Annotated in this window: 13 protein-coding genes; 8 read left to right on the forward strand and 5 right to left on the reverse strand. The window is 44.8% G+C overall.

Annotated features, from left to right (window positions below; genetic code table 11):
• Positions 1 to 48: 48 nt before the first annotated feature.
• Complete coding sequence (locus AB4351_RS06070; RefSeq protein ID WP_372103058.1) at positions 49 to 1173, reverse strand: M14-type cytosolic carboxypeptidase; 1125 nt, start codon at positions 1171 to 1173, stop codon at positions 49 to 51.
• Between the two features lie 135 nt (positions 1174 to 1308).
• Positions 1309 to 1584 carry a nitrogenase-stabilizing/protective protein NifW gene (locus tag AB4351_RS06075; protein WP_017060331.1) on the reverse strand — a complete coding sequence of 92 codons (276 nt, stop codon included), beginning with the start codon at positions 1582 to 1584 and terminating at the stop codon, positions 1309 to 1311.
• A 307-nt stretch (positions 1585 to 1891) separates the two neighbouring features.
• On the opposite strand from AB4351_RS06075, the gene AB4351_RS06080 reads away from it, so the two are divergent.
• From AB4351_RS06080 to AB4351_RS06090, 3 genes are all read left to right on the forward strand, one after another.
• Positions 1892 to 2986, forward strand: a complete 1095-nt coding sequence (locus tag AB4351_RS06080) for a NapC/NirT family cytochrome c (protein ID WP_017060332.1) — start codon at positions 1892 to 1894, stop codon at positions 2984 to 2986.
• Between the two features lie 22 nt (positions 2987 to 3008).
• The gene (locus AB4351_RS06085) at positions 3009 to 5456 is read left to right on the forward strand and encodes a molybdopterin guanine dinucleotide-containing S/N-oxide reductase (RefSeq protein ID WP_372125354.1); all 2448 of its coding nucleotides are present in this window, start codon (positions 3009 to 3011) and stop codon (positions 5454 to 5456) included.
• 141 nt (positions 5457 to 5597) lie between these two features.
• Positions 5598 to 5810: a TIGR02450 family Trp-rich protein gene (locus AB4351_RS06090; RefSeq protein ID WP_017071930.1), complete on the forward strand. Its 213-nt coding sequence runs from the start codon at positions 5598 to 5600 to the stop codon at positions 5808 to 5810.
• Positions 5811 to 5839: 29 nt separating this feature from the next.
• On the opposite strand, the gene AB4351_RS06095 is transcribed toward AB4351_RS06090, so the two are convergent.
• Entirely contained in the window at positions 5840 to 6577 is a 738-nt protein-coding gene (locus AB4351_RS06095; RefSeq protein ID WP_372125357.1) for an HAD-IIB family hydrolase, read from the reverse strand.
• 640 nt (positions 6578 to 7217) lie between these two features.
• Here AB4351_RS06095 and proV point away from each other — a divergent pair.
• From proV to proX, 3 genes are read left to right on the forward strand one after another with little or no spacing between them, the layout of a single operon-like run.
• Positions 7218 to 8405, forward strand: coding sequence for a glycine betaine/L-proline ABC transporter ATP-binding protein ProV (gene proV, locus AB4351_RS06100; protein ID WP_017067805.1), 1188 nt, complete (start codon positions 7218 to 7220; stop codon positions 8403 to 8405).
• Positions 8406 to 8408: 3 nt separating this feature from the next.
• Positions 8409 to 9503 carry a glycine betaine/L-proline ABC transporter permease ProW gene (gene proW / locus AB4351_RS06105; protein ID WP_102321520.1) on the forward strand — a complete coding sequence of 365 codons (1095 nt, stop codon included), beginning with the start codon at positions 8409 to 8411 and terminating at the stop codon, positions 9501 to 9503.
• Positions 9496 to 10503, forward strand: coding sequence for a glycine betaine/L-proline ABC transporter substrate-binding protein ProX (proX, locus tag AB4351_RS06110; protein WP_017065955.1), 1008 nt, complete (start codon positions 9496 to 9498; stop codon positions 10501 to 10503). Before proW ends, proX begins: the two co-directional genes overlap by 8 nt.
• A gap of 204 nt (positions 10504 to 10707) precedes the next feature.
• On the opposite strand, the gene AB4351_RS06115 is transcribed toward proX, so the two are convergent.
• The gene (locus AB4351_RS06115) at positions 10708 to 11082 is read right to left on the reverse strand and encodes a nuclear transport factor 2 family protein (protein WP_017060338.1); all 375 of its coding nucleotides are present in this window, start codon (positions 11080 to 11082) and stop codon (positions 10708 to 10710) included.
• 141 nt (positions 11083 to 11223) lie between these two features.
• Here AB4351_RS06115 and AB4351_RS06120 point away from each other — a divergent pair, with 141 nt between their 5' ends.
• The gene (locus tag AB4351_RS06120; protein WP_372125358.1) at positions 11224 to 12090 is read left to right on the forward strand and encodes a LysR family transcriptional regulator; all 867 of its coding nucleotides are present in this window, start codon (positions 11224 to 11226) and stop codon (positions 12088 to 12090) included.
• Positions 12091 to 12118: 28 nt separating this feature from the next.
• On the opposite strand, the gene AB4351_RS06125 is transcribed toward AB4351_RS06120, so the two are convergent.
• Entirely contained in the window at positions 12119 to 13978 is a 1860-nt protein-coding gene (locus tag AB4351_RS06125; RefSeq protein WP_372111051.1) for a helix-turn-helix domain-containing protein, read from the reverse strand.
• A 306-nt stretch (positions 13979 to 14284) separates the two neighbouring features.
• On the opposite strand from AB4351_RS06125, the gene AB4351_RS06130 reads away from it, so the two are divergent.
• Positions 14285 to 24679, forward strand: coding sequence for a hypothetical protein (locus AB4351_RS06130; RefSeq protein ID WP_372125390.1), 10395 nt, complete (start codon positions 14285 to 14287; stop codon positions 24677 to 24679).
• The last annotated feature ends 1 nt before the right edge of the window (position 24680 follow it).

Genomic DNA, 24680 nt, shown 5'->3' on the forward strand with positions numbered 1-24680 from the left:
CTTATAAACCAAAGGCGATACAGGTAAAGCTAATGAGCTTAGTTCGCCTTATAGCTCGTCTACTGTAGCCCAAACTGCGGCTAGCATATCGTGACCAAACGCGACACTTCGTTCTGGAGACCAGCCGTAAAGTTCGTCAGCGTGACTGATGTGATCTTTAAATGGCATCTCGACGGTGTAAGCCAAACACTTGAATTGCTCACCAATCCAGTTTGTGCCAACTGTCATGTTTGCTTTGCCCGGTTCGTCTTTATCGTAACCAAATTCATCTTGGAACTCTGGCGTGATAGTGAGCAGTGCTTGCTTAAAGTGGTTCTCTAGCTTCGCGATGCGCTCGTTGTAAGAAGGTGTGCCTTCGCTACCTGCTACAAAGTTATATGGAATCGCTTCATCGCCATGAATATCTAGGCACAGGTCAACGCCCGTTTCCAGCATACGCTCGCGAACAAGGAATACCTCTGGGCTGCGTTCCATAGAAGGTGATTGCCATTCGCGGTTCAGGTTTACGCCAATCGCGTTAGTACGCAGGTGACCGCGGATGCTGCCATCTGGGTTCATGTTTGGTACAACTCTGAACACAACGCTGTCTAGAAGAGAGCGACCAACCGTATCTGTTTCATCAAGTAGGCGTTGTAGCAGGCCTTCGATCAGCCATTCAGCCATCGTCTCGCCTGGATGTTGGCGACCGATAACCCAGATATTTTTCTTCTCTTCACTTGGCTCGCCGATGGTTAGCAAAGTGATGTCGTTGTTGTCTAGCGTCTGACCTAGAGTTTCAAGCTTACAAGCAGGGTGCGTTTGAGCATTGTGCAGAAGATCTTGGTGACGATCGTATGAGTACGGCGCGAAGTACGCGAAGTACATTGAATCGTGTTCAGGGATGATATCGAAGCTTAATGTATCGCCATCGAACTGAGATGGGATACGGAACCACTCTTCACGGTCATACGATGCAACTACATCGTAATCTTTCCAGCCTTCAGGGTAGGCAGATGTTGCCAATTGACCGATTTCAAAGTGGTGAGATTGTTGAGCTTCACTTTCTAAGCGGAAGTGAAACCACTGAGAGATTTCAGTTTGGTAGTCTGCTGGGATCGTCAGTTGAATGTTTTGTGGTGAATCTGCAGAAACGACGTGAATGTTGCCGCTTTCGAAATTGCTGAAAATTTTCATTGTAGTTTTTATCTCGTAGTTGAGTTGCCGTAAGACTAGCACACTTTTTTTCGAGCAAACCACTAACTAAATCGTAATGAGATGTTATTTCAACTATCTACTTTTTAGTTCTCTACTTTGAGCAGTACTTCCTATCTATCGACGCTGACAAGTTGTACACCCACGACAGGCTGAACGTGTGTGGCGATCTAACTTGCTGCGTTGAACCTTACAATAAGCGTTTTTCAGCGCTCTTCTTCCTGAGAACCAATCATCGGGTTTTGACAGGATCAGATAACCATTAAAGCGTTTCATAAGCTCGACTCTATTTTGGTTGATGAACTTGCTATCAAACCCAATTTCGAAGTAATCAAGCGCTTGTTCAATCGAGGTGAAACTCGCCATTTTTTGTTGGAATTCTGTTTGGTTCATTGAGTGAGGAGTTTATGAAAAATAGATAGCCAATATTGTAATAGATTTACAATTTACTTCTTTGACTTAGAAAGCCGTTTTGTCTCGTTGATGTTGGATTAATCAATAATGAATATTTAACCGCTGCTTCTTATTTGCTGGGTGATTGTATCTGGTGGGGAATAATTTCGTGAAGTGACCTTGGGTTCTCATAAAGGTTCAATTTTTGTTCCTCAGAATGCGATTTATGATCCAAATCAAACTGATCTACCCCTAAAGTACTATTCTGATCTTAATTGTAACCAATTGTTGAAGATGATTAAGAATTATGACAATAAAAAAACGTTATATCGCACTAATAGCGGCGGTTGGTATAGGTATTGGTTGGTTAACCTTAGGGGGAACTGCAGCCGTTATGCACTATACATCGAGCACTGAGTTTTGTGTTTCTTGCCACACAATGGAAGCACCCCACAAAGAATACCAAGGTTCTGTACACTTCAGTAACGCAAAAGGCATTCGAGCTGAATGTGCCGATTGCCACATTCCAACTGATCCGATTGACTACGTGATCACCAAAGTAAGAGCGTCCAAAGACATCTACCACGAATTTATTTCAGGTAAGATAGACACGCCTGAGAAATATGAAGCACACCGTGAAGAGATGGCTGAGACAGTTTGGGCTCAATTCCGCGAGAATGACTCAGCGACTTGTCGCTCTTGTCACGAATTCGATGCAATGGAAGAGTTCGAGCAATCTCGTGATGCAGCAAAAATGCATGCTTATGGTCGTGAAAATAACCAAACGTGTATCGATTGTCACAAAGGCGTTGCACATTTTGCTCCTGAAGCTCAGCTAGATAGCAAAGCGTTCGATACCCTGATCGCATTTACGAAAAACACGCCAGCAGATGCGAAAGTGGTTTACCCAGTAACCGATATCGCAATGGGTGACTTCGGCAGTGTAAACCCAACAGCAGAACTGCAAGTGGTTAAGGCTGAAGGCGACAACCGTACTGTGACTTTGAATGCATTCCAAATGAAAGGTGCAGAGCAAGTGCTTTACTTCGGTGAAGGCCAACGTGCAATCGTTGCGACATTGACAGACAAAGGTCAAGAAGCACTGACTACTGGTGACTATAAAGCCGATGCTTACGGTAACGAGTGGCGTTCAGTTGCGCTAACGGGTGATATCACTTCTCCAGTTGTCGATAAACTAGACCCAATCTGGTCTTACGCAGAAGAGTTGGACAACGTTTACTGTGCAACGTGTCACGCGAAAATTCCTTCAAACCACTTCACTGTGAATGCTTGGGGACCTGTTGCGAAAAGTATGGGCGACCGTACAGACATTTCTGAGCAAAACCTTGAGCTGCTGACTAAGTACTTCCAAAACCACGCGAAAGACGTTGTTGGTCACTAAAGAGAATTAGAAGGATAAAATTATGACTAATATGACACGTCGTGGATTTATGAAAGGCACAGGTATTACAGCTGGTGCGTTGGCATTCACATCTTTGACGCCGATGAGCGCAATTGCTTCGGACAAACGTGGTTCTGGTGTTCTAACATCAGGTCGTATGGGACCAATGCTGTGTGAAGTGAAAGATGGCAAGTTAGTGTCGACGACGAATGCACTGGCACAAACGGTTCCAAATAGCCTGCAGACCACAGGCCCTGATCAAGTACACACCAAAGCGCGTGTTAAGTACCCTATGGTTCGTAAAGGCTACTTGGCTAACCCATCTGCACCTGAAGGTGTACGTGGTAGTGATGAATTTGTTCGTATCTCTTGGGATGAAGTGTACAAATTGATTCACCAACAACACTCACGTATTCGTCAAGAGCACGGTGCGGAATCTGTATTCGCAGGCTCTTATGGCTGGCGTTCAAGTGGTGTTCTGCACAAAGCGCAAACGCTTCTACAACGTTACATGAGCATGGCTGGTGGTTACTCTGGTCACTTAGGTGATTACTCAACAGGTGCTGCGCAAGTTATCATGCCGCACGTTGTGGGTTCGATTGAGGTGTATGAACAGCAGACGACTTACCCAGTTATCCTTGAGCACAGTGATGTGGTGGTACTTTGGGGCCTAAACCCAATTAACACCTTGAAGATCGCTTGGAGCTCAACGGACTGTGCAGGTCTTGAATTCTTCCACCAGTTGAAGAAATCGGGCAAGACAGTGATCGCGATTGACCCAATGCGCTCTGAAACTATCGAGTTCTTTGGCGACAACGCTGAGTGGATTGCTCCGCACCCAATGACTGACGTAGCCATGATGATGGGTATTGCGCACACATTAGTGAAGCAGGGTAAACACGACAAAGAATTCTTGGGCAAATACACAACCGGTTATGACGTATTCGAAGCTTACCTAATGGGTAAAGAAGACGGCGTTGAAAAATCTGCTGAGTGGGCGTCTGAGATCTGTGGTGTGCCAGTGAAGCAACTGGAACTACTTGCGGATATCTTCAGTAAGAACCGTACGATGCTGATGTCTGGCTGGGGTATGCAGCGTCAACAATACGGTGAACAACGTCACTGGATGTTGGTTACGCTAGCGACAATGCTAGGTCAAGTTGGCTTACCTGGTGGTGGTTTCGGTCTTTCTTACCACTACTCAAACGGTGGTAACCCTGCTCGTGATGCAGGCGTACTTCCTGCGATTTCAGCGTCGCTTGGCGGTGGTTCTTCGGCGGGTAACGATTGGGCAGTTTCAGGATCTGTGAATGCATTCCCTGTCGCGCGTATTGTTGAAGCGCTAGAAAATCCGGGTTCAAGCTACCATCACAATGGCCACAACCTAACGTTCCCAGAGATCAAAATGATTTGGTGGGCAGGCGGTGCGAACTTTACTCACCACCAAGATACCAACCGTTTGATCAAAGCGTGGCAAAAGCCAGAGCTGATTGTTATCTCAGAGCCTTACTGGACAGCAGCAGCTAAACACGCGGATATTGTGTTACCAATTACGACATCGTTTGAACGTAATGATATGACGATGACAGGTGACTACAGTAACCAACACCTAGTGCCAATGAAGAAAGTCGTTGAGCCTCAAGGTGAAGCGCGTAATGACTTCGATGTGTTTGCGGACATGTCTGAGTTGCTTGCTCCAGGTGGCCGTGATGTGTACACCGAAGGCAAGACCGAAATGGAATGGCTGTACGGTTTCTACAAAACAGCGCAGCAAGGCGGTCGTGGCCAGCGCATCGTAATGCCTAACTTCAGCAAGTTCTGGGATGATAACCAACTCATTGAGATGAAGTGGAATGAGAAGAACGCACAGTTCGTTCGTTACGCTGATTTCCGTGAGAACCCAATCATGAACCCACTAGGTACACCAAGTGGCAAGTTCGAGATATTCTCAAGAACCATTGAAGGTTACCAACTAGATGATTGCCCTGCACACCCAACTTGGTTAGAACCAACAGAGTACACAGGCAACGCTAAAGATGGCGAACTGCAACTGATGACAGCGCACGCCGCGCACCGTCTGCATAGCCAGTTCAACTACGCGAAGATCCGCGAAGAGTATGCGATTGCAGACCGTGAGCCGATTTCAATTCACCCTGAAGATGCGAAAGCTCGAGGCATTAAAACGGGTGACTTGGTTCGTGCACATAATGGTCGTGGACAAGTATTGGTGGGTGCATTAGTGACGGATGGCATCAAACAAGGCTCTGTATGTATCCATGAAGGCGGTTGGCCTGATTTAGATAAAGAGACAGGCCTATGTAAAAACGGTGGCTGTAACGTGCTTACGTTAGATATCCCGACTTCTCGTTTGGCGAATGGCTGTGCTGCAAACTCTGCGCTTGTGAAGATTGAAAAATACACAGGTCCAGTATTAGAACTCACGGCATTTGATCCACCTAAAAACGGCTAATCTTTAACAAGTAATAGCTAACTGAATGAAGCCAGCCTAATCGCTGGCTTTTTTTGATCCTTTTCTTGCGACGAAGACTATTACTCAGTGTCGGCTAGACAATCCATAATAATCAATGACATCTAAGCGAGAAATAAACTCATGAATCGAATCAATCCAAAGAAACTACTTCGCAGTAAATGGACGGCCGTTAGCCCAATAAAGAAAGAAAAACACTTCATGGTCACAGAGGTAGAGTTTGAAGAAGGGGAGGTCATTCGTTGTTTAATAGAAGCGGTGATGACCAAACGTGAGGAAGACATCAACTGGCGGGATCTCACCGACAAGGATCATTGGCTTCCCGGTTGGAAATAAGGATAGCAAGTAGGGAGCAGTCCTTATTTCTAATTACCCGCTGCTGCACGTCCTTGCCAGTATTTAAGGCCTTCTAAGACACCCTCAGCATGTGTTGCTCTACTCGTGTATACGTTGTCTCTATCCGATAGGTGAGCAACCTCTGGGTAATGGTTAGCAACCAGTATCGACTTTACGCCTTCAATGGTGAGCATTGAGGTGTCGTTAGCTGAGTCACCTGCGACGCACACTTCTGCAACGCTCAAATCGTGTTGTTCGAGTAGGTGGTGAATCGCAGTCGCCTTGTTAACGCCTTTTGGTGTGATATCTAAGTACCAATCATGAGAGTAAGTCAGGTGAACATCTAATCCGTGGATCTCCAAACTAGATTCAATCAGTTCGTGTTGAGGCTCTGAAAGCTTTCCTTCAAAAGTGATCTTGTAATCGCCTTGATGGTTCTCTATCCGCTCACCCATAAAATCAAGGGGGGCGAGAGCCGTCTCTACCCTTGATTTGTTCCAAGAAGCTTCCAGTTGGTTATGCCAAACATGGTCTGGTTTTTGGGAATGAACATGATGAATTTTGGTGCCCACATCGCTAATAATACTGTGTGGCTTCGGGTAGTTATCCGATTCTAAACCCATTCGAATCGAAGGTAATGTTCTTCCTGTCGCGATGATAAAGCGAATATCAGGTTGTTCTGTGAGGTAATCAAATAGCTGGTTAACACCGTGAGATGAGCCTCCATCAAGCGTACCGTCAAAGTCACACACCAACATTTTTATCATTCGAATTCCTTGTCTTTTTCTCTATTTCGTCACGGGAAAATGCTTATTTATTTTATAAAGAATGGCTCAGCAATGAGCACTCTACAAGTTGAAGTTCAGCTTAGATAATCACCAATTGACAGTTTGCAGCAAGTATCACAGTTGGTGTGACGTATTAAAATTCTTGGTTGAAAAGGTTGATTTCAACTCGCTGACTTTAGCCGGTTGACCTTTGGTTTTTAGGTAGAGATTGAGAGTTGATCTTATATTTTTTATCGAGCGAACTTTCGCCTCGGAAACATCATGAAAGCTTAATAAATAGTTCGTATTCGAATTGTTTGTGCACGAACTAATTATGGCTTTTGTTGGTTCATTCAGCCTATTAATTACTCTAATGTAAAATTAATATTCAATAATCTACGACTACGTAATACATAATATTGGCCGTACGCTTATCTAATTTATCCCTTTTATTATCAGTAACTTGCTTTGTTTTTGCTTATTTTTTGGTCTTGTTGTTGCTGGTCTGGTTTCAGTCTGTTGCCTTGTTTTACCGAGCGAAGAACCTTGATTTACACGTGTCAATTACTTAGAGTGCTAATTGTTTTTCGGGTTTAAATAACCAATTTAAGTTTAAATAACTGAGAAAGGATTAGATTACATGGATCCCATACTGGAAGTTAAGGGACTGTACAAGGTGTTTGGTGAAGACACCGACCGTGCTTTTACAATGATTAATGAAGGCGCAAATAAAGATAAAGTTTTCGAAGAAACAGGGCTAACGATCGGCGTTAACGATGTTTCTCTTAGTATCCAAGAAGGCGAGATTTTCGTCATAATGGGACTGTCAGGATCTGGCAAATCAACCCTAGTACGCCTTCTTAACCGCTTGATCGAACCAACCAAAGGCAATGTGCTTCTTCGAGGCAAAGACATTGCCCACATCTCAGAAGATGAACTCCGCGAAGTTCGCCGCAACAACATCTCGATGGTTTTCCAAAATTTCGCTTTGATGCCGCATATGACGGTCATCGAGAATGCCGCATTTGGTCTAGAGCTTGCGGGTGTTGAAGTTGAGCAACGAAAGCAGTCAGCACTTGAAGCACTTGAACGTGTTGGCCTTGGCGCATATTCAGAATCTTACCCAGATGAACTATCTGGTGGTATGAAGCAGCGTGTTGGTTTGGCTCGTGCACTAGCATGTGACCCAGATATCTTGTTGATGGATGAAGCGTTCTCGGCGCTCGATCCTTTGATTCGTACAGAAATGCAAGATGAGCTTATTCGCCTTCAAAATGACGATAAACGAACCATTGTTTTTATCTCGCATGATTTGGATGAAGCGATGCGTATCGGTGACCGAATTGCGATTATGCAAAATGGCGAAGTGGTTCAAGTAGGTACTCCAGACGATATTCTTAGTAACCCAGCGAATGATTATGTCGAAGCTTTCTTCCGTGGTGTGAACGTAGCAAGCGTACTTACTGTGAAAGACATTGCGCGTAAGAAGCCAGCTGCGGTATTTAAAAAATCAGAACACGATGGCCCAGCGTCCGCTCTACAAATTTTGATGGATAACGACCGCGAGTACGGCATCGTAGTTGAGAAGAGCAGCCGTTACTCCGGCATTGTCTCTATCGACTCGCTTCGTAAAGCCCACAAAGAGAACAAATCACTCATCAGCGCACAGCTCGATGATGGACTAACGCTGAACCCTGATTTACCAATCAATGATGTGCTTGGCCTAGTTGGTGGTGTGCCTTACTCAGTGCCTGTTGTGGATGAGCAAGGTAATTACTTTGGCGTGGTGACTAAGTCACGACTGTTACAAACATTGGATAAGGGGTAGATCATGTCGTCTGAACAAACAAATAATGACCCATGGTCTCAATCGGCTCCTCCAGCTCAACCTGCAAGTGATCCTTGGGGTCAATCCGCTGATACCTCACCGTCAACGGATTGGTTAAGCAGCGAAACCGTTGAAACGACACCTTTTGATCCACTTAACCCTTTTGCAGAGGCTGTGCTGCCTGTTGACACTTGGGTTGAGTCTGGACTGAATTGGTTAGTTGAGCACGGACGCCCATTATTCCAGGCAATCCGTGTGCCTATCGATTTTATCCTAAGTTCATTTGAAACGGCGTTGGTGTCTACGCCAGCACCATTCATGTTGATCATCTTGTTTCTAGTGGCATGGCAGTTTTCAAACTTGAAGCTTGGCGTTGCAACGGCCGTATCTTTGACTTTCATTGGCTTGATTGGCGCTTGGTCTGAAGCAATGACCACATTGTCACTGGTCATGACATCCGTATTCTTCTGCCTATTGATTGGCTTACCCATGGGGATATGGCTCGCTCGAAGTAACACGGCGGCTAAATTCGTGCGCCCAATTTTGGATGCTATGCAAACCACACCAGCCTTCGTTTATTTAGTACCGATCGTCATGTTGTTTGGTATCGGTAACGTTCCGGGTGTCGTGGTGACCATCATATTCGCACTTCCTCCTGTTGTTCGTTTGACCATTTTGGGTATTCAGCAAGTTCCGGAAGAATTGATCGAAGCGGGTCACTCATTCGGTGCAAGCAAAAAGCAGATGCTTTACCGAATTCAACTGCCACTTGCATTGCCAACTATCATGGCGGGCGTGAACCAAACACTGATGTTGTCGTTATCGATGGTGGTTATCGCATCAATGATTGCGGTAGGTGGTTTAGGTCAAATGGTACTGAGAGGTATTGGCCGTTTGGATATGGGACTGGCCGCTGTTGGTGGTTTAGGCATCGTTATCTTAGCCATCTTATTAGACAGAATCACCCAAGTACTGGGTGTCAATGCTGGTAATACAAAATTACGCTGGTATCGCATGGGACCTGTTTCCCTTGTACTGAATGTACTTAATCGCGGTAACAAATCAGAACTTCAATTAAGGAAAAACACCAATGAATAATTCATGGAAGAGTAAACTCGCAGTAAGCATCGTTTCTACATTAGCGGTATCGACTAACGTGTGGGCAGCAAGCCTACCGGGTGATGGCGTATCAGTTCAGCCTGTTCAATCGTCTGTAGCGGAAGAGACATTCCAAACATTGATCGTTAACCGTGCTCTAGAAGAACTGGGTTATGACGTGAAATCAACTCAAGAAGTGGACTACAACGTAGGCTACACCTCGATTGCAAAGGGTGACGCAACGTTCCTAACGGTAGGTTGGTTCCCGCTTCATGCTGATAAATACACAATGGCAGGTGGTGATGAGAAATTCTACCGTGAAGGCCAATATGTAAGCGGCGCTGCTCAAGGTTACCTAATTGATAAGAAAACGGCTGAAAAGTACAACATCACCAACATTGGTCAATTAACTGATCCAAAAATCGCGAAGCTGTTTGATGCGGACGGTGATGGCAAAGCAGACCTAACAGGCTGTAACCCAGGTTGGGGTTGTGAGATGGTGATTGAACACCAACTTTCAGCGTTCAAACTGGACGATACGGTAACTCACAACCAAGGTAACTACGCTGCAATCATTGCAGATACAATTTCTCGTTACCAAAAGGGTGAATCAATCCTTTACTACACGTGGACACCTTACTGGGTAAGTGGCGTATTGGTGCCTAACGAAGATGTAGTTTGGTTAGAAGTTCCTTTCTCAGCACTTCCTGGCGAGCGTTCGAACGTGGATACGACGCTATCTAACGGCAAAAACTACGGCTTCGAAATGAACTCAATGCGCATTATTGCGAATAAAGAGTTTGCTAAGAACAACCCATCAGCAGCGAAGCTTTTTGAAATCATCAAACTTAACATCAATGATGTAAGCGCTCAGAACATGATGATGAGTAAAGGTAAGAACAGCTCTGCGGATATCGAAGCGCACGTAAACGGTTGGATCAAAGCGAACCAAAGCACGTTCGATGGTTGGATTACAGAAGCGAAGAAAGCAGCACTGTAACTTTGACTTGTATTTGTTCTGTCTTACCAGATACTTTGATTTGAAATGATGAGCGTGTTGAGTGATTGTGTAGAGTCACTCAATCACCTTCAAACCAAGTGAAAGGGCGACAAGAGTGAACATTATAAAGCCAGCAGTCCATTTGGATTGCTGGCTTTTTGTTTTCTGTTTCTATTTTTGAGCTTCTAGCTGTTAATTACAGCTCTAGCGTTCGCCTTGAACTTCGAAGTTGTCGCTGACTAAGCGAGCGCAGCCATCGGCTTCAAGTGCCCAGTGTTCATGATGTACAACGCCAAACGCTTTGTTCATTGTCCAACTCGCGGTAAGAATGTAACCGCCGTCTGGGTGCTCTTCCCATTTTACATCGGTGTAATCAACGTCTTTGAAACCTTGGTCGATGATGTTTTGCCAAAATGCTTGAATCGCTTCATGACCTTCAAAAGTACCAAATGGACGCGCTTCCATTACACAGCTTTTAGTATATTGATCGGCACAACCTTTCGCATCTTGGTTGTTGAAAGCCTTTTGCCACGCGTTAATGCCTTGCTTACATGCTTCTAAAATTTGGTTGTCTAACATTGTCTTTCTCCATAACAGTCTTGTTTCGAGCACTGTCTTTTTTATTTGGTATTTCGATAAGTTGAATTGAGTTTAGTCTTGGAAATTGATTTTAAAAACAGAGATAATGGAAAATACTGTTTGTAAAAAGAGAACAATAAGATGAGTAAGCTAAAGCAGATGTCGATTTTCGCTCATATCGTAGATCAGGGTTCAGTCTCGGCTGCGGCTGAAAAGTTAGAGTTGTCTAAATCCGTCGTCAGTCAACATCTAAAAATTTTAGAGCAAGAGCTCGGTGCTTCGCTTCTTAAACGAACAACGCGAAGACAAACCTTGACCAGTATGGGGGAACGTTTCTATCTAAGCTGTAAGGATATTAATGTAATCGCCGAATCGGCATGGGATATGGCGAAAGCTGAGTTGGAAGAACCCCAAGGTCGGATTCGTATTACTGCTCCAAATGCACTGATGGACTTGTTGGTTGCGCCTGTTATTGCGGATTTAATGAAGCAATACCCGAAACTAAAGCCTGAGCTGATCAGTGATGATCAACACTTGGATTTCATGGATCACGATATTGATCTCGCGGTACGAGTGGGTAGCTCGCGCGACAGTAATCTTAAGCAGAAACGGTTAGGCGAGTTTAAAGACGTGTTGTGCGGCGTAGAAAGCATGCGAGAGCGTGAACTTGAATCAATTCCTTATATTGCTAACTCATGGCAGGGAAAGCAGGTGACTCATCATTTTAGTTCTCAAACTGAGCAGGACTTTGTCTACCAACAGCAAGCTAGTTGCGTCACCAATTCGTTCCACAGTTGCCTTGCTCTGATTAAATCAGGTGTTGGTATCGGTGTGATTCCAGATTTCTGCATTCCTCAGTTATTTGGTGATGTTGTCGACGTGCTGCCAAGCTTTGAATTACCCACCAACACGGTTTATGCGCTAAATCCATTCGCTTCAAATACGCCTATCGCCATTAAGCTGTGTATCCAAGCGTTGGAAGAAAAGCTTAAGCAGAATTTAGTATAAGCTTTCTATCGTTGGTAAAATCCGGTGCTTAACCATATTTACTAATAAAAGAAATAACATGTTTATTACTCAGTAATTCGATCTTGTCGATAGTCAGTACGCAATAGCGGTAGTTTTTGTTTTTGAAGGTGATGTTCGACTTTTGTTCTGTTGGTTCTGAAAACTTCCATATTTCAAATCCAAGGTTTTTCATCAGCTCCAATGCATTTGGGTTTTTGATCATCATAGAGAATTTCTTGATCTTAGTATTGCTTGCAAGAAGCTTCATATCGGAAATCAGGTTCGCAATAGATTGTTCGCGCTTCTCAGAGTGACCGCTAACCACAATGTAATTTAAGTTCTGGTTAGAATCTAAAGAGCAAGCTTGCTTAATATGTAGATGCTTATTTTGGTATTGCTCGAACACCTCTTCGTTGAAGAAAAAACCTAGGCTATGACTAACAATATCGCCATTAACATCGACCATTTTTCTGCCATGCGCCTTTTTTTCACTGCAATAGAGAAACAGATCTATGGTATCAAGGGCTGAAGGATCCATCTTTGTATATTGTGAAATCAGCTTTATTCTATCTATTACTGCTTTGTCATTCTGATCTGTCATTAGTGGCATGATCTGACAGTCGCAGCCTTCTTCTATTTCCCCTTTAGAGATAGACGATATTCGGCTTTGAAACGAAAAGAACCTCTCACGAAGGAAGTCTTCAAGTAATGCACTGTCTTCGTTATCTTCTGAATCAAAGGATTTCAACGTTGTATACAAGTCCAGACCAAGGCAGTCCAATAGCTTTAGGGCTTTGTAATTACTTGGTTTTACTTTGCTATTTTCCCATCGATTTATCGTTACGACATCTACAGAGCTGAATTCATCATCTAAGTGATTAATGTATGCCGCAAAATCCTTTTGCGTTAACTTCAATTTTTTGCGCGCTTCGCGCAGTAATTGCGGAAATTTCATCATGGTAGAATATTCATTTTTGATTAGTGACATTACGTTCCGATTAGTCAGATAGTCTATTTTATCAATCGTTAATATACAGTAGCTATAATATTTATTTTTGAATGTAATATTACATTTTTTAGCAGAAGGTTCTGAAAATTTAAATACTTCAAACCCCACACTCTTCAAGAGTCTCATCATATTGGGGTCTTTTACTAAAACAGAATATTTTTTAATGTTTTTGTTCTGAGAAAGTAACTGTATATCTGAAACTATATGCTCAATAACATGATCTCTTGTCTCTGAGTGTGAGCTTATATTAAAATAATTTATGCTTTTGCTTGAATTTAAAGAGCAGGCCATTCTTAGATCTAGCTCTTGAGTTTTTAATGTTTCAAATTGATGGTCTTCAAAGAAAAAGCCTACGTTGTGACTCACAATGTCACCATCTACATTGATCAGTTTGTGACCATGTGCTTTTTTCTCACAGTAGTAGAGATATAAATCAATTTGGTCCAATGGCGAAATATCGACTTTTGTGAATTTAGAAAGTAGTTTGATTCTGTCGATAACGCCAGTGTCACACGGCTCTGACATTAAAGGCAGTGACTTAAAGTTGCGTTTGCCTTGTTGTTGATTCAGGCCTGATAGAGCTGAAATTCTACTTTGAAATGAGCCATAGGATTCGTTTAAAAACAGTTCGATTAACGTGTCTTTTTGTTCGGAATTAAAGCTCCTTATTGTCTCAAACAAATCTCCGCCAAGGTACTGTAATATCTTGAGTGCTTTGTATGTACTAGGCTTTACCTTACTGTTTTCCCAACGATTTATCGTTACGACGTCAACCGCATTAAACTCGTCGTCCAGCTGATTTAAGTAGGTTGCAAACTCTGTTTGTGTAAATTGAAGTTCCTTTCTGAAGTTACGTAACAACTGTGAAAACTCACTCATTAAAACATTAACCTTCTGATAATTAACTCAATGTCTTGATTCTAATTTAGACATCAGATTCTCTATTTAACATCTTCAGTAATTTGTTTTTTACAGATGTTAATTGTTCGGATTATTTGAACTGTATGTTGCGCATGTCCCTAATAGGCTAAGTGCCAAATTAGTGACGTCAAATCTATGGCTTTTTGCCTAGACACTTGTCAATCTACTGTGAAGTGCGCGTTAATGTTCAGATACAACCTTGCCTTTTTCTTATCTATTTTATTGATTCCATTTGCCTCCTATGCGGACACAACGGGTCTTGTTATGGATCTGTCTGTTGACAGCGCGTCTTACGACAACGACCAAGAGGTGGCTTATACGCTTGTTTTAACGAATGAGTCGGATAAAGCTATTGCTGAGTTGGACGTTAAGGATGAGCTGTTAAATATCTTAACGACAGATGACCAAGGGAATAATGTCAGCGCGTTCTCGCAAGTCTCGACTCAAGCGCAATCCTCCTTCCTTTCATCTCCAGGTGATTACAGTCGCTTCGGAAACTTAGATGCATCAGGTGTGCGTATTGCGGCTGGTGGGTCGGTGACCTACACCATGGTCGCCACCGTTTCTGGTGACGCAGCCGGTACGATTGATAACGTCGCAAGTGCGAGCACTGGACTGTTGGATGCTGTTGAATCAAATACAGAATCCATTCAGCGTGGTGTGTACCAACATGATGTTGTTGTTTCGGTCGATAAGACGAACTATCAACTCAATAACAAGCTCACCTATAAGATTAAGGTTTCGAACACTGGCGATACGTTTATTCAGGCGCTCGACGTTCAAGATGTCCTTTCAGATATAAAGGCACTCAATATTGAAGGGGCTTTGCAACAAGCCTTTACTGACAACGTTAATTCAGTTAGCAAGGTTGAAGGCAGCAAAAGCGATCCAGGCACCTTCGCCGAATCAGGGGACTTATCAGTAAGTGCTGCGTCGATTGATATTGGCGGGTCTGTGACTTACGAAATTCAAGCAACTGTTGCCGACAATTTAGTCGGCGACATTGTTAATGACGACATAACTGCTGAAACACGCGATGACTTGGTTACAGTTGATGAGGTTATCACTCCACCCACTGAGCCTAGTATCACCCTGACACATACCTTGAACCAATCGGATAACTACCTAGTCGACGATGAGTTTTCCTATACGGTCACGGTTGCCAACCAAGCAAACTCCGGTATTGCTTACCATTATTCGGTTCAGCAGTTTCTTGCAGATCTTGAAACCGATCTAGGTAACGATGTCAGCAACGAAAAGAACGCAACTGACACGGTTGGTAACCCTTACGATTTTTGGACTAATGAAGTGAGCTCAATCGGTTCTAATAGCCTTTCAGAACTCAATGCATCTGGAAAGGAGTCCAACAAGTCACTAGAAGACAAAGTGTCTATCTATCCCGGTGAGCAGATTGTTTATTCCGTTGTGGTGGACGTTAGCCCTGTGTCTATTGGTCAAATCCCCCAAGTTGTTGCCCGAGTAGTTGATGCTGATGGCCTCGCAGATTCTGGCGATGCTTTGGCTAATATTCTTGATTCGAAAGGCGTTCTGACGACGTCATCAAGTCAAATTACACGTAATAAGAACACCACAGATACTACTTATGTTCCGGGGATAGCCGGTGATAACGAAGTGGTCTATGACATTGTTATTTCTAACAAGGACACAGAGTTTTTTGCCAACGATATTGAAGTTGTCGATAAATTTGCTTGTATCGTGACAGAGCAAGCGGATGGCTCTAACGCTTCAGCATTTTCCGAGTGGAAGCTTGAAGTCGCCGATAGAAGTGGTGACGGATCGAACTATGGCTCATTTAATTACAATACTTGGACAACAAACGACATCAATTTGAAAGTCGACCTCGCACCTGAGGGCTACGTTCATTATAAGCTGACCGCAAAAGTGGCAGACACCAGTGTGGGTCAGATTGTTGATGATGGTACCGATGCCGGCTTGTGCTTAGGGGATAACTTAGGCGAGTCGGGCTCTGGCGTTCAAATGCCAAACTCGAAACTAAAAGTCCAAAAGGGAGTTGATTCTCGTTACTACTCAGCTGGCGGCACCCTGAACTACGACATCACGGTAGAGAATAACGGTGACGGCTACGCGATTGATATACCGGTTTATGATGATTTAGTCTCTGTCATGACTCAGTCTATTAATGATACACCGACTAAAGCGTATTTGAGCTGGATTATTACTGCGAAATCTTATGCCTCTGACGGCTCAATTTCGACAAACAGTGATCCCGGCTTTACTGGTCAAATTGAAGGTAATCAAAGCAATAAACTTATCCTGGACGAGAAGGCTAAGCTGGCCCCACACGATAAGATCGTTTATAGCATTGCAGCGATCGTAAACCCCATTGCCGATGATGAAATCCGTAATGAAGTGACGGTCGACAGCGTGCTTTATTCCGACAGAGGCTCATACCCACGAGATTACTACTTAGTATTGGATAAGCGTGTTGATGGTCATAACGAACAAAACGCGTATACCGACACCACCAATACTGTCACTTATACGATCAGCATTACCAACCCAGCAGGGAACGGTTTCGCCTCTAACATCAATGTCAAAGATGAAATCAGCACCATAGAAGCTGAGCTCCTTCACGAGCCGGGTGAAACCAAGCCCGTGTTCTCATCGTGGACGATCAGTGCAGAAAGAGAGGCAGACTCTCCGTGGGTGAAAGCTGTGACTGACCCTGGATCGTTCTCGGATAACAATGATCTGGATGCCACCGCTCAGATCCCGCCAGGTGCGACGATTACTTATACCATTGTTGGGACACTCGATCGCAGTGTCGACAGTGAGATTCTTTGGGGAGCATTCACCAATACCGCAACAGTGACAGGACCAGATACTAATCTATCGGATACGGTACGTACCTATCCTAGCGAGCCGAATCTTGTAGTCGCTAAGACCGCTCAAAATACCGACTTTGTTGTAGGTGAGCGCGCTACGTTCGATATTTATATCTATAACCGCGGTGTTGGCTATGCAAATGACGCAACGGTACAAGATAGTATTTCAGCGCTTAACTTCTTTAATAGTTGGACAATTGTAGGTTCGACCAACACAGATAAACCGGGTTCTCGTTACGGTGACATTGCTAACGACACTGACATCGATACCGACGTTGATATCACTCCCGGAGGGTGGGTTCACTATGAGGTGAGCGGCATTGTTAAGTCTGACTATGAAGAAGAACAAGTATCGAACCGTGTTGATGTTTACGATCCTATTACAGACCGTGACCACAGCTCTTCCGCTCAAATAGATAACTCACACAGTACCTATGACATCAATGTTTCATTAGCCAAAACGACCGATGTTGTCCGCTACACGCCGGGTGAAGATCTCACCTACACCATCGTTATTGGCAATAACAGCGACACTGATGAGACCGATCTTATCTTCATGGATCGCCTGAGTGAGATCACTACTACGCTAGCGAATGATAAAGATGGTGAAGTAGAAGATGTTCTTAATCAAAACCCGTTTGACTATTGGTCTGTTGATACTGGCTCTGGTTTCGGCCCTCAAACGACTGAAGATGTGGAGTTCCCAGTTTCAATTCCGGCCAAAGACTTTGTCACGGTGCGTATTAAGGCGCATGTCAAAGACAATGCGGTATCTAACGGTGTAGCGGACAGAGACGGCGGCATAATCCGCAACGAAGCCGTGCTGATTCATGATGATAATGCCGGTTGTACTGACGATTGTGAGTATGCCAAACGTGCCGTGGCTGAAAACCATCAGGTACATAATAACGGCGGCGTTGTTCGCACTACTAACATTAACCGCTACTCTCCGGGAGATGAGTTGACTTATACCATTAGGTACAACTCTCAAGATGGACATGGTTATCGAAACAACGTAGACGTTAACGAACTGATTAATGACATATCAGTGGAGCTACAAGATGGCAATTCAGGTAATCCATTTTTCGATGATTCGGTAGGTTCAAACAAGTTTACGGTGGCGGTTGCTAAGAGCGATCCTGCGAACGCGGGTACAACAGATGGTACCAAAGACGGTGATGTTGCGAACGACACTGACATCGTAACCTCGATTGATATCGATGCTGGCGAAGACGTGACTTACACAGTAACAGGTACCGTAAGACCGGATGCGGTCGGTGATATTCATTATCGAGATACCGTCGTGATTCCCGATGGCTACCATTTAGATTTTGATAAAACGACTGATGAAGCGGTGTACGAGCCCGCTCAAACCGTGACCTATCACTTAGTGATTGAGAATGACGGCAAAGGTAACGCTCACGATATTCCAATCGTCGATAACCTCGAAGATATTACGGTCAGCTTAGTGGATGGTAATACAGGACCAGCGTATTCAGATTGGACCATCACATCGATCGCAACTGGAACTGATTCTGAGTATGTGGATGCGGGCGCAGGTGCTGGCAATGTTTACACATCAACCAACAGTAACCTAAATGTTGAAGCCGATATTCCGATGGGCGCTAAGCTTGAGTACCAAGTTGTCGCGACCATCAATGACAAAGCCAATGGTGATGTTGTTAACGTTCTAACCGTTGATGGTGACACGATATCTCATGATATTCGTCAAGAAGCTCGAAAAGTTGATTTTGAAAAGAACATTCTGGCGTATTACGACACGGATGAAAACGAACTGGTTGGCGCAACTAACTACATGCCAGGTGGTTATGTTGAGTATGAAATTTTAATTGAGAACATTGCGAGCGCCCACGTTGATGATATGAGCTTGCGTGATGACATCGACCAAATTAACACTCAATACTTTGATGGAACGCGTGGCCCTGCCTTTGATAGCTGGACGATTGAAACATTCACTGATAGCTCAGGTATTTCCAACCCAGATGTTGATAACTCAATCCAAGACAATAAGCCGATTGATACTCACTTCGATATCTCGGCAGACAACTTTGGCCGAGCTGCATCGTCAGCGTTTGTCCGCTATGTCATAAAAGCCAAGATCAGTCCGAAAACGGTTGGTTCTTTTACCAACAAAGCTTTCATCGACGAAGACAATGGCAATGAGTTGATCGCGGTATCGCCACCATCAACGATGGCGGATCCTGAAGTCACGTTCTCTAAAAAAGCGTTTTATGATGCAGGCTTCTCTTCGCAAAAAACTGAATATTCTCAAGCTTCTGGTGAGAGTGAGGTTTATTACCGCGTTGAGATTAAGAATGCGGGTGATGGTATTGAATATGGTTCTCGCCTAGAAGATGCGATTTCGGAAATTCAAACTCGTATTGCAGAAGACAGCACCACCACAGGTGGTGATCCTGTTGGACAACCGTTCTTGGCTGGCTGGGAAGTTAGCCTAGATAAAACGGCTGCGACAGGCTCTATTACCGACGCGATTGACTTTGTACCGGGCAATAACATCGATATTGATAACGACATTGTTATCGCGCCTCAAGAAAGCCTAACGTTCACTATTCATGCTCAAATTCGTGAAGATGCATTGGGTGACATTCAAAATAAAGCGAATTATGACGGTAAGGTTCGTACTGCGACTCTAATGCCGCTTGAAAATAATACCAGTGTTGAAAAACGTGTGGTGTCGATCAACGGCAACCCGTTCAGTGATGGTGATACCTATCTTCCGGGTGACGAAGTTGAGTATGAATTTGTAGTCACAAACCCTGAGAACGGTTGGGCGAATGATATTCAGGTCAAAGACACAATCACAGACATTCAAGTCGAAGTGATTGGCGGTAAAACGGAATCCGCTTTTGTTTCTGGCGATATGACCCATGAAGTCAGCAATGGTATTGATGCCAATATTGATACTTATGTACCAAGCTACAACACCAGTGGCAACCTTGACATTGAAACCGATATTGCCGCGGGAGAAGGGCTGACCTTTAACTTAACCGGTGTCGTTCGTGACGACGCTTTGGGCACGATTGATGCGAACCAAGTGACCGCAGGAAGTGGCTCTGCAACGTCGCAAGTGATCCCCCCTAAAGATGCCGAGCTCGATTACTTCAAAACCTTGGTGTATACCGATGGTGAATCGGCAGGGTGTTCTGTTCCTTCAAACGATGGCAGCGGTTGTACTTACGCACCACGTGGTGATGTTGAGTATCAAGTTACGTTAGATAACACAGGCGATAGCATCGCAAATGATGTGAGCGTTATTGATGCGATTCACACCATCAAAACCGAAGATGGTGATGATGCGTTCTCTAGCTGGACAACGGCTATTGCGGTTGAACCTGCAGGCACTTATGACGTGCAAGGTAACTACAACGGTAGCGTCCCATTGAATGCAACTGTCGATCTTCGTCCTGGCGAGCGTATTGTGTTTGATGTGAAAGGCACCGTGTCGACTTCAGCGACAGGCACTATTACCAACACGGCGCAAGTGAACGGTGATAACACCAACGACATCGTACTTGATCCGGGTCGCTCGAATATCCTAATTGATAAATGGACGGATACGCCTGAGTACGTGCCGGGAGGAACAGTGAATTACTACATCGACATCACCAATGACGATGTGGATTCTGGCCTGTTTTCTATTCGAGACATCATCAGCGGCTTTGAAGTCGAGACTGTCGATGGCTCAATGAAAACGGCACTGACAGAATGGACGGTTGATTACGATGTGCTTTATAACTCGGCGCCGTCAAACCCTGACGCTAATGACTTCTCTGAGCTTGATAAGCTAGTTGGTCAAAACAGTCCAGACATCGATTTACCTGTTGAATCGATCAAGATGGCTGGGCGAGACGATGCCGGGACGGGTGGTGGTGATAAGTACACAGCTGTCCGTATTCACGTTCAAGGCAAGGTTCGTGATGATGCGATTGGGCGCTTTACCAATACGGCTTATCTACGACATGGTTTGGACGATTCGAAGATCGCTCGCTTACGAGAAGGCTTTATCACTCCGAAGTCGGGTCAATTGGTTCTAACCAAAGAAACGACGCCAATTGCAGAACCTGATGCTAAGTATCAACCGGGTCAACCTATCTCATACAAGATCACCGTGGCTAACACAGGTGAAGGTTACCTTGTCGATCAAGTCCTGACGGATCGCATCGATACCATCATGACAGAGGTGGCTAACAGCCCAGATCAAGAGCAAGCGTTGACAGGTAATTGGATCATTAGCGACGAACAGCTTGATGGCAGTGGCGATCCAGCCCTGAACGCTCGCAAAGATGTGGTTAATAACGCACAGGGTTATAGTGCGACTTACAGCATTCACCCGGGTGACAGTTATTCATTTGTCGTGACCAACACTGTTAATGATAAGGCCAAAGGCGAGATCACTAACGTCGTTAAAGTTGATAGCGACGACGGTGAGCACTCTGCAGACGCGACCTACATTCCAGAAGATGCGCAAGTTGAGATCACTAAAGATGTCGATAAAGCAGAGTACCTTCCGGGAGAAACACTTCAGTACACCGTGACCGTTAAGAATAACGGCTTAGGTTGGGCTGAAGATGTTGCTATTGAAGATGCGCTGAAGTCGGTTGAAACCACGATTGCAGGTGGTACGACTGAACAAGCTTTTGACCCTGCTTCAATCCAAATATCGGCGGTATCGACAACCGGTGAAACCCCAGTACCGGATGCAACCCGTGGTGAAGACCTTCATGAGACGCTCGATATTGCGCCTCAAGACAGTATTGTTTTCACTATTCAAGTTGCGACTAATCCGTTGGCGACAGGCGATATTACTAACATCGCATCAGCGACCTTTGACGGCACAACATTTGATGACAGTGCTACCAGTACACCAGTGTTGGCGACGGTTTCGGTCAAGAAGACGGTTGATACGCCATCGTATGAAGTAACCAAGCTGATTAACTACGACATCACCGTAACCAACAGCTCTGATGCGTTTGCATCTGGTGTTCAACTTCAAGACATCATCAGTGACATTCAAGTCGACACGACCGCGGATAAACAAGAGTCGGCATTCCTACTATGGGAAGTGAGCTTTGACGCCTCGGATGATCGCTCTGTTGTCACTCCCAAGACGTTCGACTTGAGTGAAGACATCGATGTGAGTATGGATGTTGCGCCACAGAGCACTGTGACTTTCCATGTTAAGGCGTTAATTCGCACGACAGCGATTGGTGATATCAGCAATACGGCAACCATCACTTACAACGGTGCCCCACAAGACTCTACCGTTACGATTACACCGAAAGACTCTGAGTTTGTTGCGACCAAAACCAATGTCCAAACAGAGTATGAACCGGGTGGTGAGCTGGAGTTCTTGATCACCATAGAAAACACCTCGAACAACTACATCAGTGACTTAAGTGTTGTTGATGACATGAGCACGATAGAGGTGGGCTATTACGATGGTACCACTGGGCCTGCTTTTGTTGCTGGAACCACTTCTTTGGTTGTTGAGTCAACCACGGTAGGAACGACGACGGAGCAAATTAGCCCGATTGAGTACAGTGTGGATATTGCACCGCACGGCACAGTTGTGTTCCGCTCAAAAGGCACCGTAGTCGATACCGCGACCGGACACATCATTAATACTGCGCAAGTAGATGGCGGCGATGTTATCAGTCCTCCAGTTCAAACAGTTGCGGCTGTGGTTCAAGCTGAGCTGTTTACCGATGCCCCGTATTACGTGCCGGGAGAGCAGGTTGAGTATCACTTAGTGGTGCAAAACATAGGCCGAGGTATAGCCAAAGATGTCGCGCTTTACACCCAGTTCTCTGAATCCATGGGTGATCATATTGATGGTAATTTTAGTAATGCGTTTGATGAATGGACACTAACGGCAACATCAGAAGGGGCTGAAACTCAACCTGGCACCTTTGATGACGACAAAGACCTGTTCACCTTGGTCGACATCGCGCCGGGCGGCAAGATTGATTACACGTTCACATTGACGGTCAATGAAGACATGCTGACTAACATCGATGTGCTTGGTTACTACCTCGACTTAACTGGCAGCCCAGCGATGCGCGCTCGTTCTAAGGGCATGTTGGCGTCTGAAACCTCGATGCAGGCAGTGGCAGACCAAGTATCGGCTTTGGATTTACCGCCAGTGGGTGCTGATCTGGTTGTTGAAAAACGTTCAGATAAACCTGAATACACCGAAGATGACGACAGTGTCACTTATTACTTAGCCGTGACTAACAATGGTCAAGGTAACGCGGCCAATGTTCGTCTAACCGATGAGATCAGTGAGCTACAAAACAGCACAGGTAATAAAGTCTTTATCGATTGGACAATTGAAGGTGTGGAAGTCGACGACTCGGGCGCGGTTATTCAGCGTAATTCTTTCCCGTCGAATAAAGACTTAGACACCACCGTTAACCTGAAATCCAACAAACGAAATGCTTACGCGTTTGAAGTGGTGGGCACGCTAGGTAAGGGCTTGGATGATGACATTACCAATACCTTCACGGCGACTGAATCTGACGGTACTGAAACCAGCGACAGTGTAACTACTCACATCAAGAAGATTCCTGATAACTCTGGGGAGTTGGAGCTGACCAAGTCTGCGCTGCAAGATACCGCGCAAGTTGGCGATGCGGTTGAGTACGAGATCATCGTTGAGAACAACAATGAATCTTACTTTAAGAACGTGACGGTGGAAGACCGTTACCCAGGTGGTCTGAAATACATCGTGGATACATCAGAAGTTGTGCTAAGCGGCATTGATGGTGAGTTTGGTACAGAAGACGATCAGGTTATCTCTCAAGAGCCATCAGACACGGGCAAGTTAATGTTCACATCGTTGAACTTTGATCCGGGCGAGAAGCTGCGTATTCGTTACTTATTGCGTGTCTCGGTAGGAGCAACGTTTGGTGATTACATCAACACCGCAGTAGCAAAGGTTGATGGCACGGCTGTTTCTAATGAAGACACCGCCAAAGTAACCGTAGAGCCGGACAAGGTGTTCGATACCTCATCGATCATCGGTAAAGTTTTTGAAGATCACAACAAAGATGGATTCCAAGCCGATGCAACCGCGTTTGATGTTGAGCTAACTGCGAACTTAGCAACGCAAGGCTACATCGCTGATTCGACGCACATCATTCGTGATGGTCAAGACGTTGCTATTCAAGATGGTGCGATAACCACTGCACTTGAGCAAGGCTTGGATCTTGGTGATCTTTGGGGACATTCAGTGAACCGAACGCTGCCAGAAACCAGCAAAGTGGTTATTCAATTTAAAACTCGCACACAGCAGAGCTTTGATTTCTACGTCACGACCGATGCGGGCTCTCGCATCGAGTTCGACGCACAAGGTCAGATTCAGTTTAAGCATGAATCGGACAAGAAAAAGGGACTGAGTGCGGAAAACCTCAATGTAACCAGAAACCTATATCGCGATGGCGAGGATTACCTGTGGGAAATCGTTATCGAGAACAAAGGTATCTACGAAGATGGTATTCCGGGCGTTAAGTTGATGACGGTTGAGGGAATCGTTATTTACACAGACCAGTACGGTCGTTACCACGTGCCCGACCAATGGGTACTCAATAAGAAAGGTAAGAACTTCCTAGTGAAGTTGGACACTGATTCGCTCTCCACCTCCATGGAAGTAGTAAGCGAAAACCCGAAAGTGTTGCGAATTACCCCGAACAAGCTCACCAAGTTCAACTTTAGCGTTCATCGTAAAGACCAACAAAGTGAACAGAAGTAAG

It is taken from the genome of Vibrio sp. 10N.261.51.F11, assembly GCF_041471665.1.
GTDB lineage: Bacteria > Pseudomonadota > Gammaproteobacteria > Enterobacterales > Vibrionaceae > Vibrio > Vibrio crassostreae_C.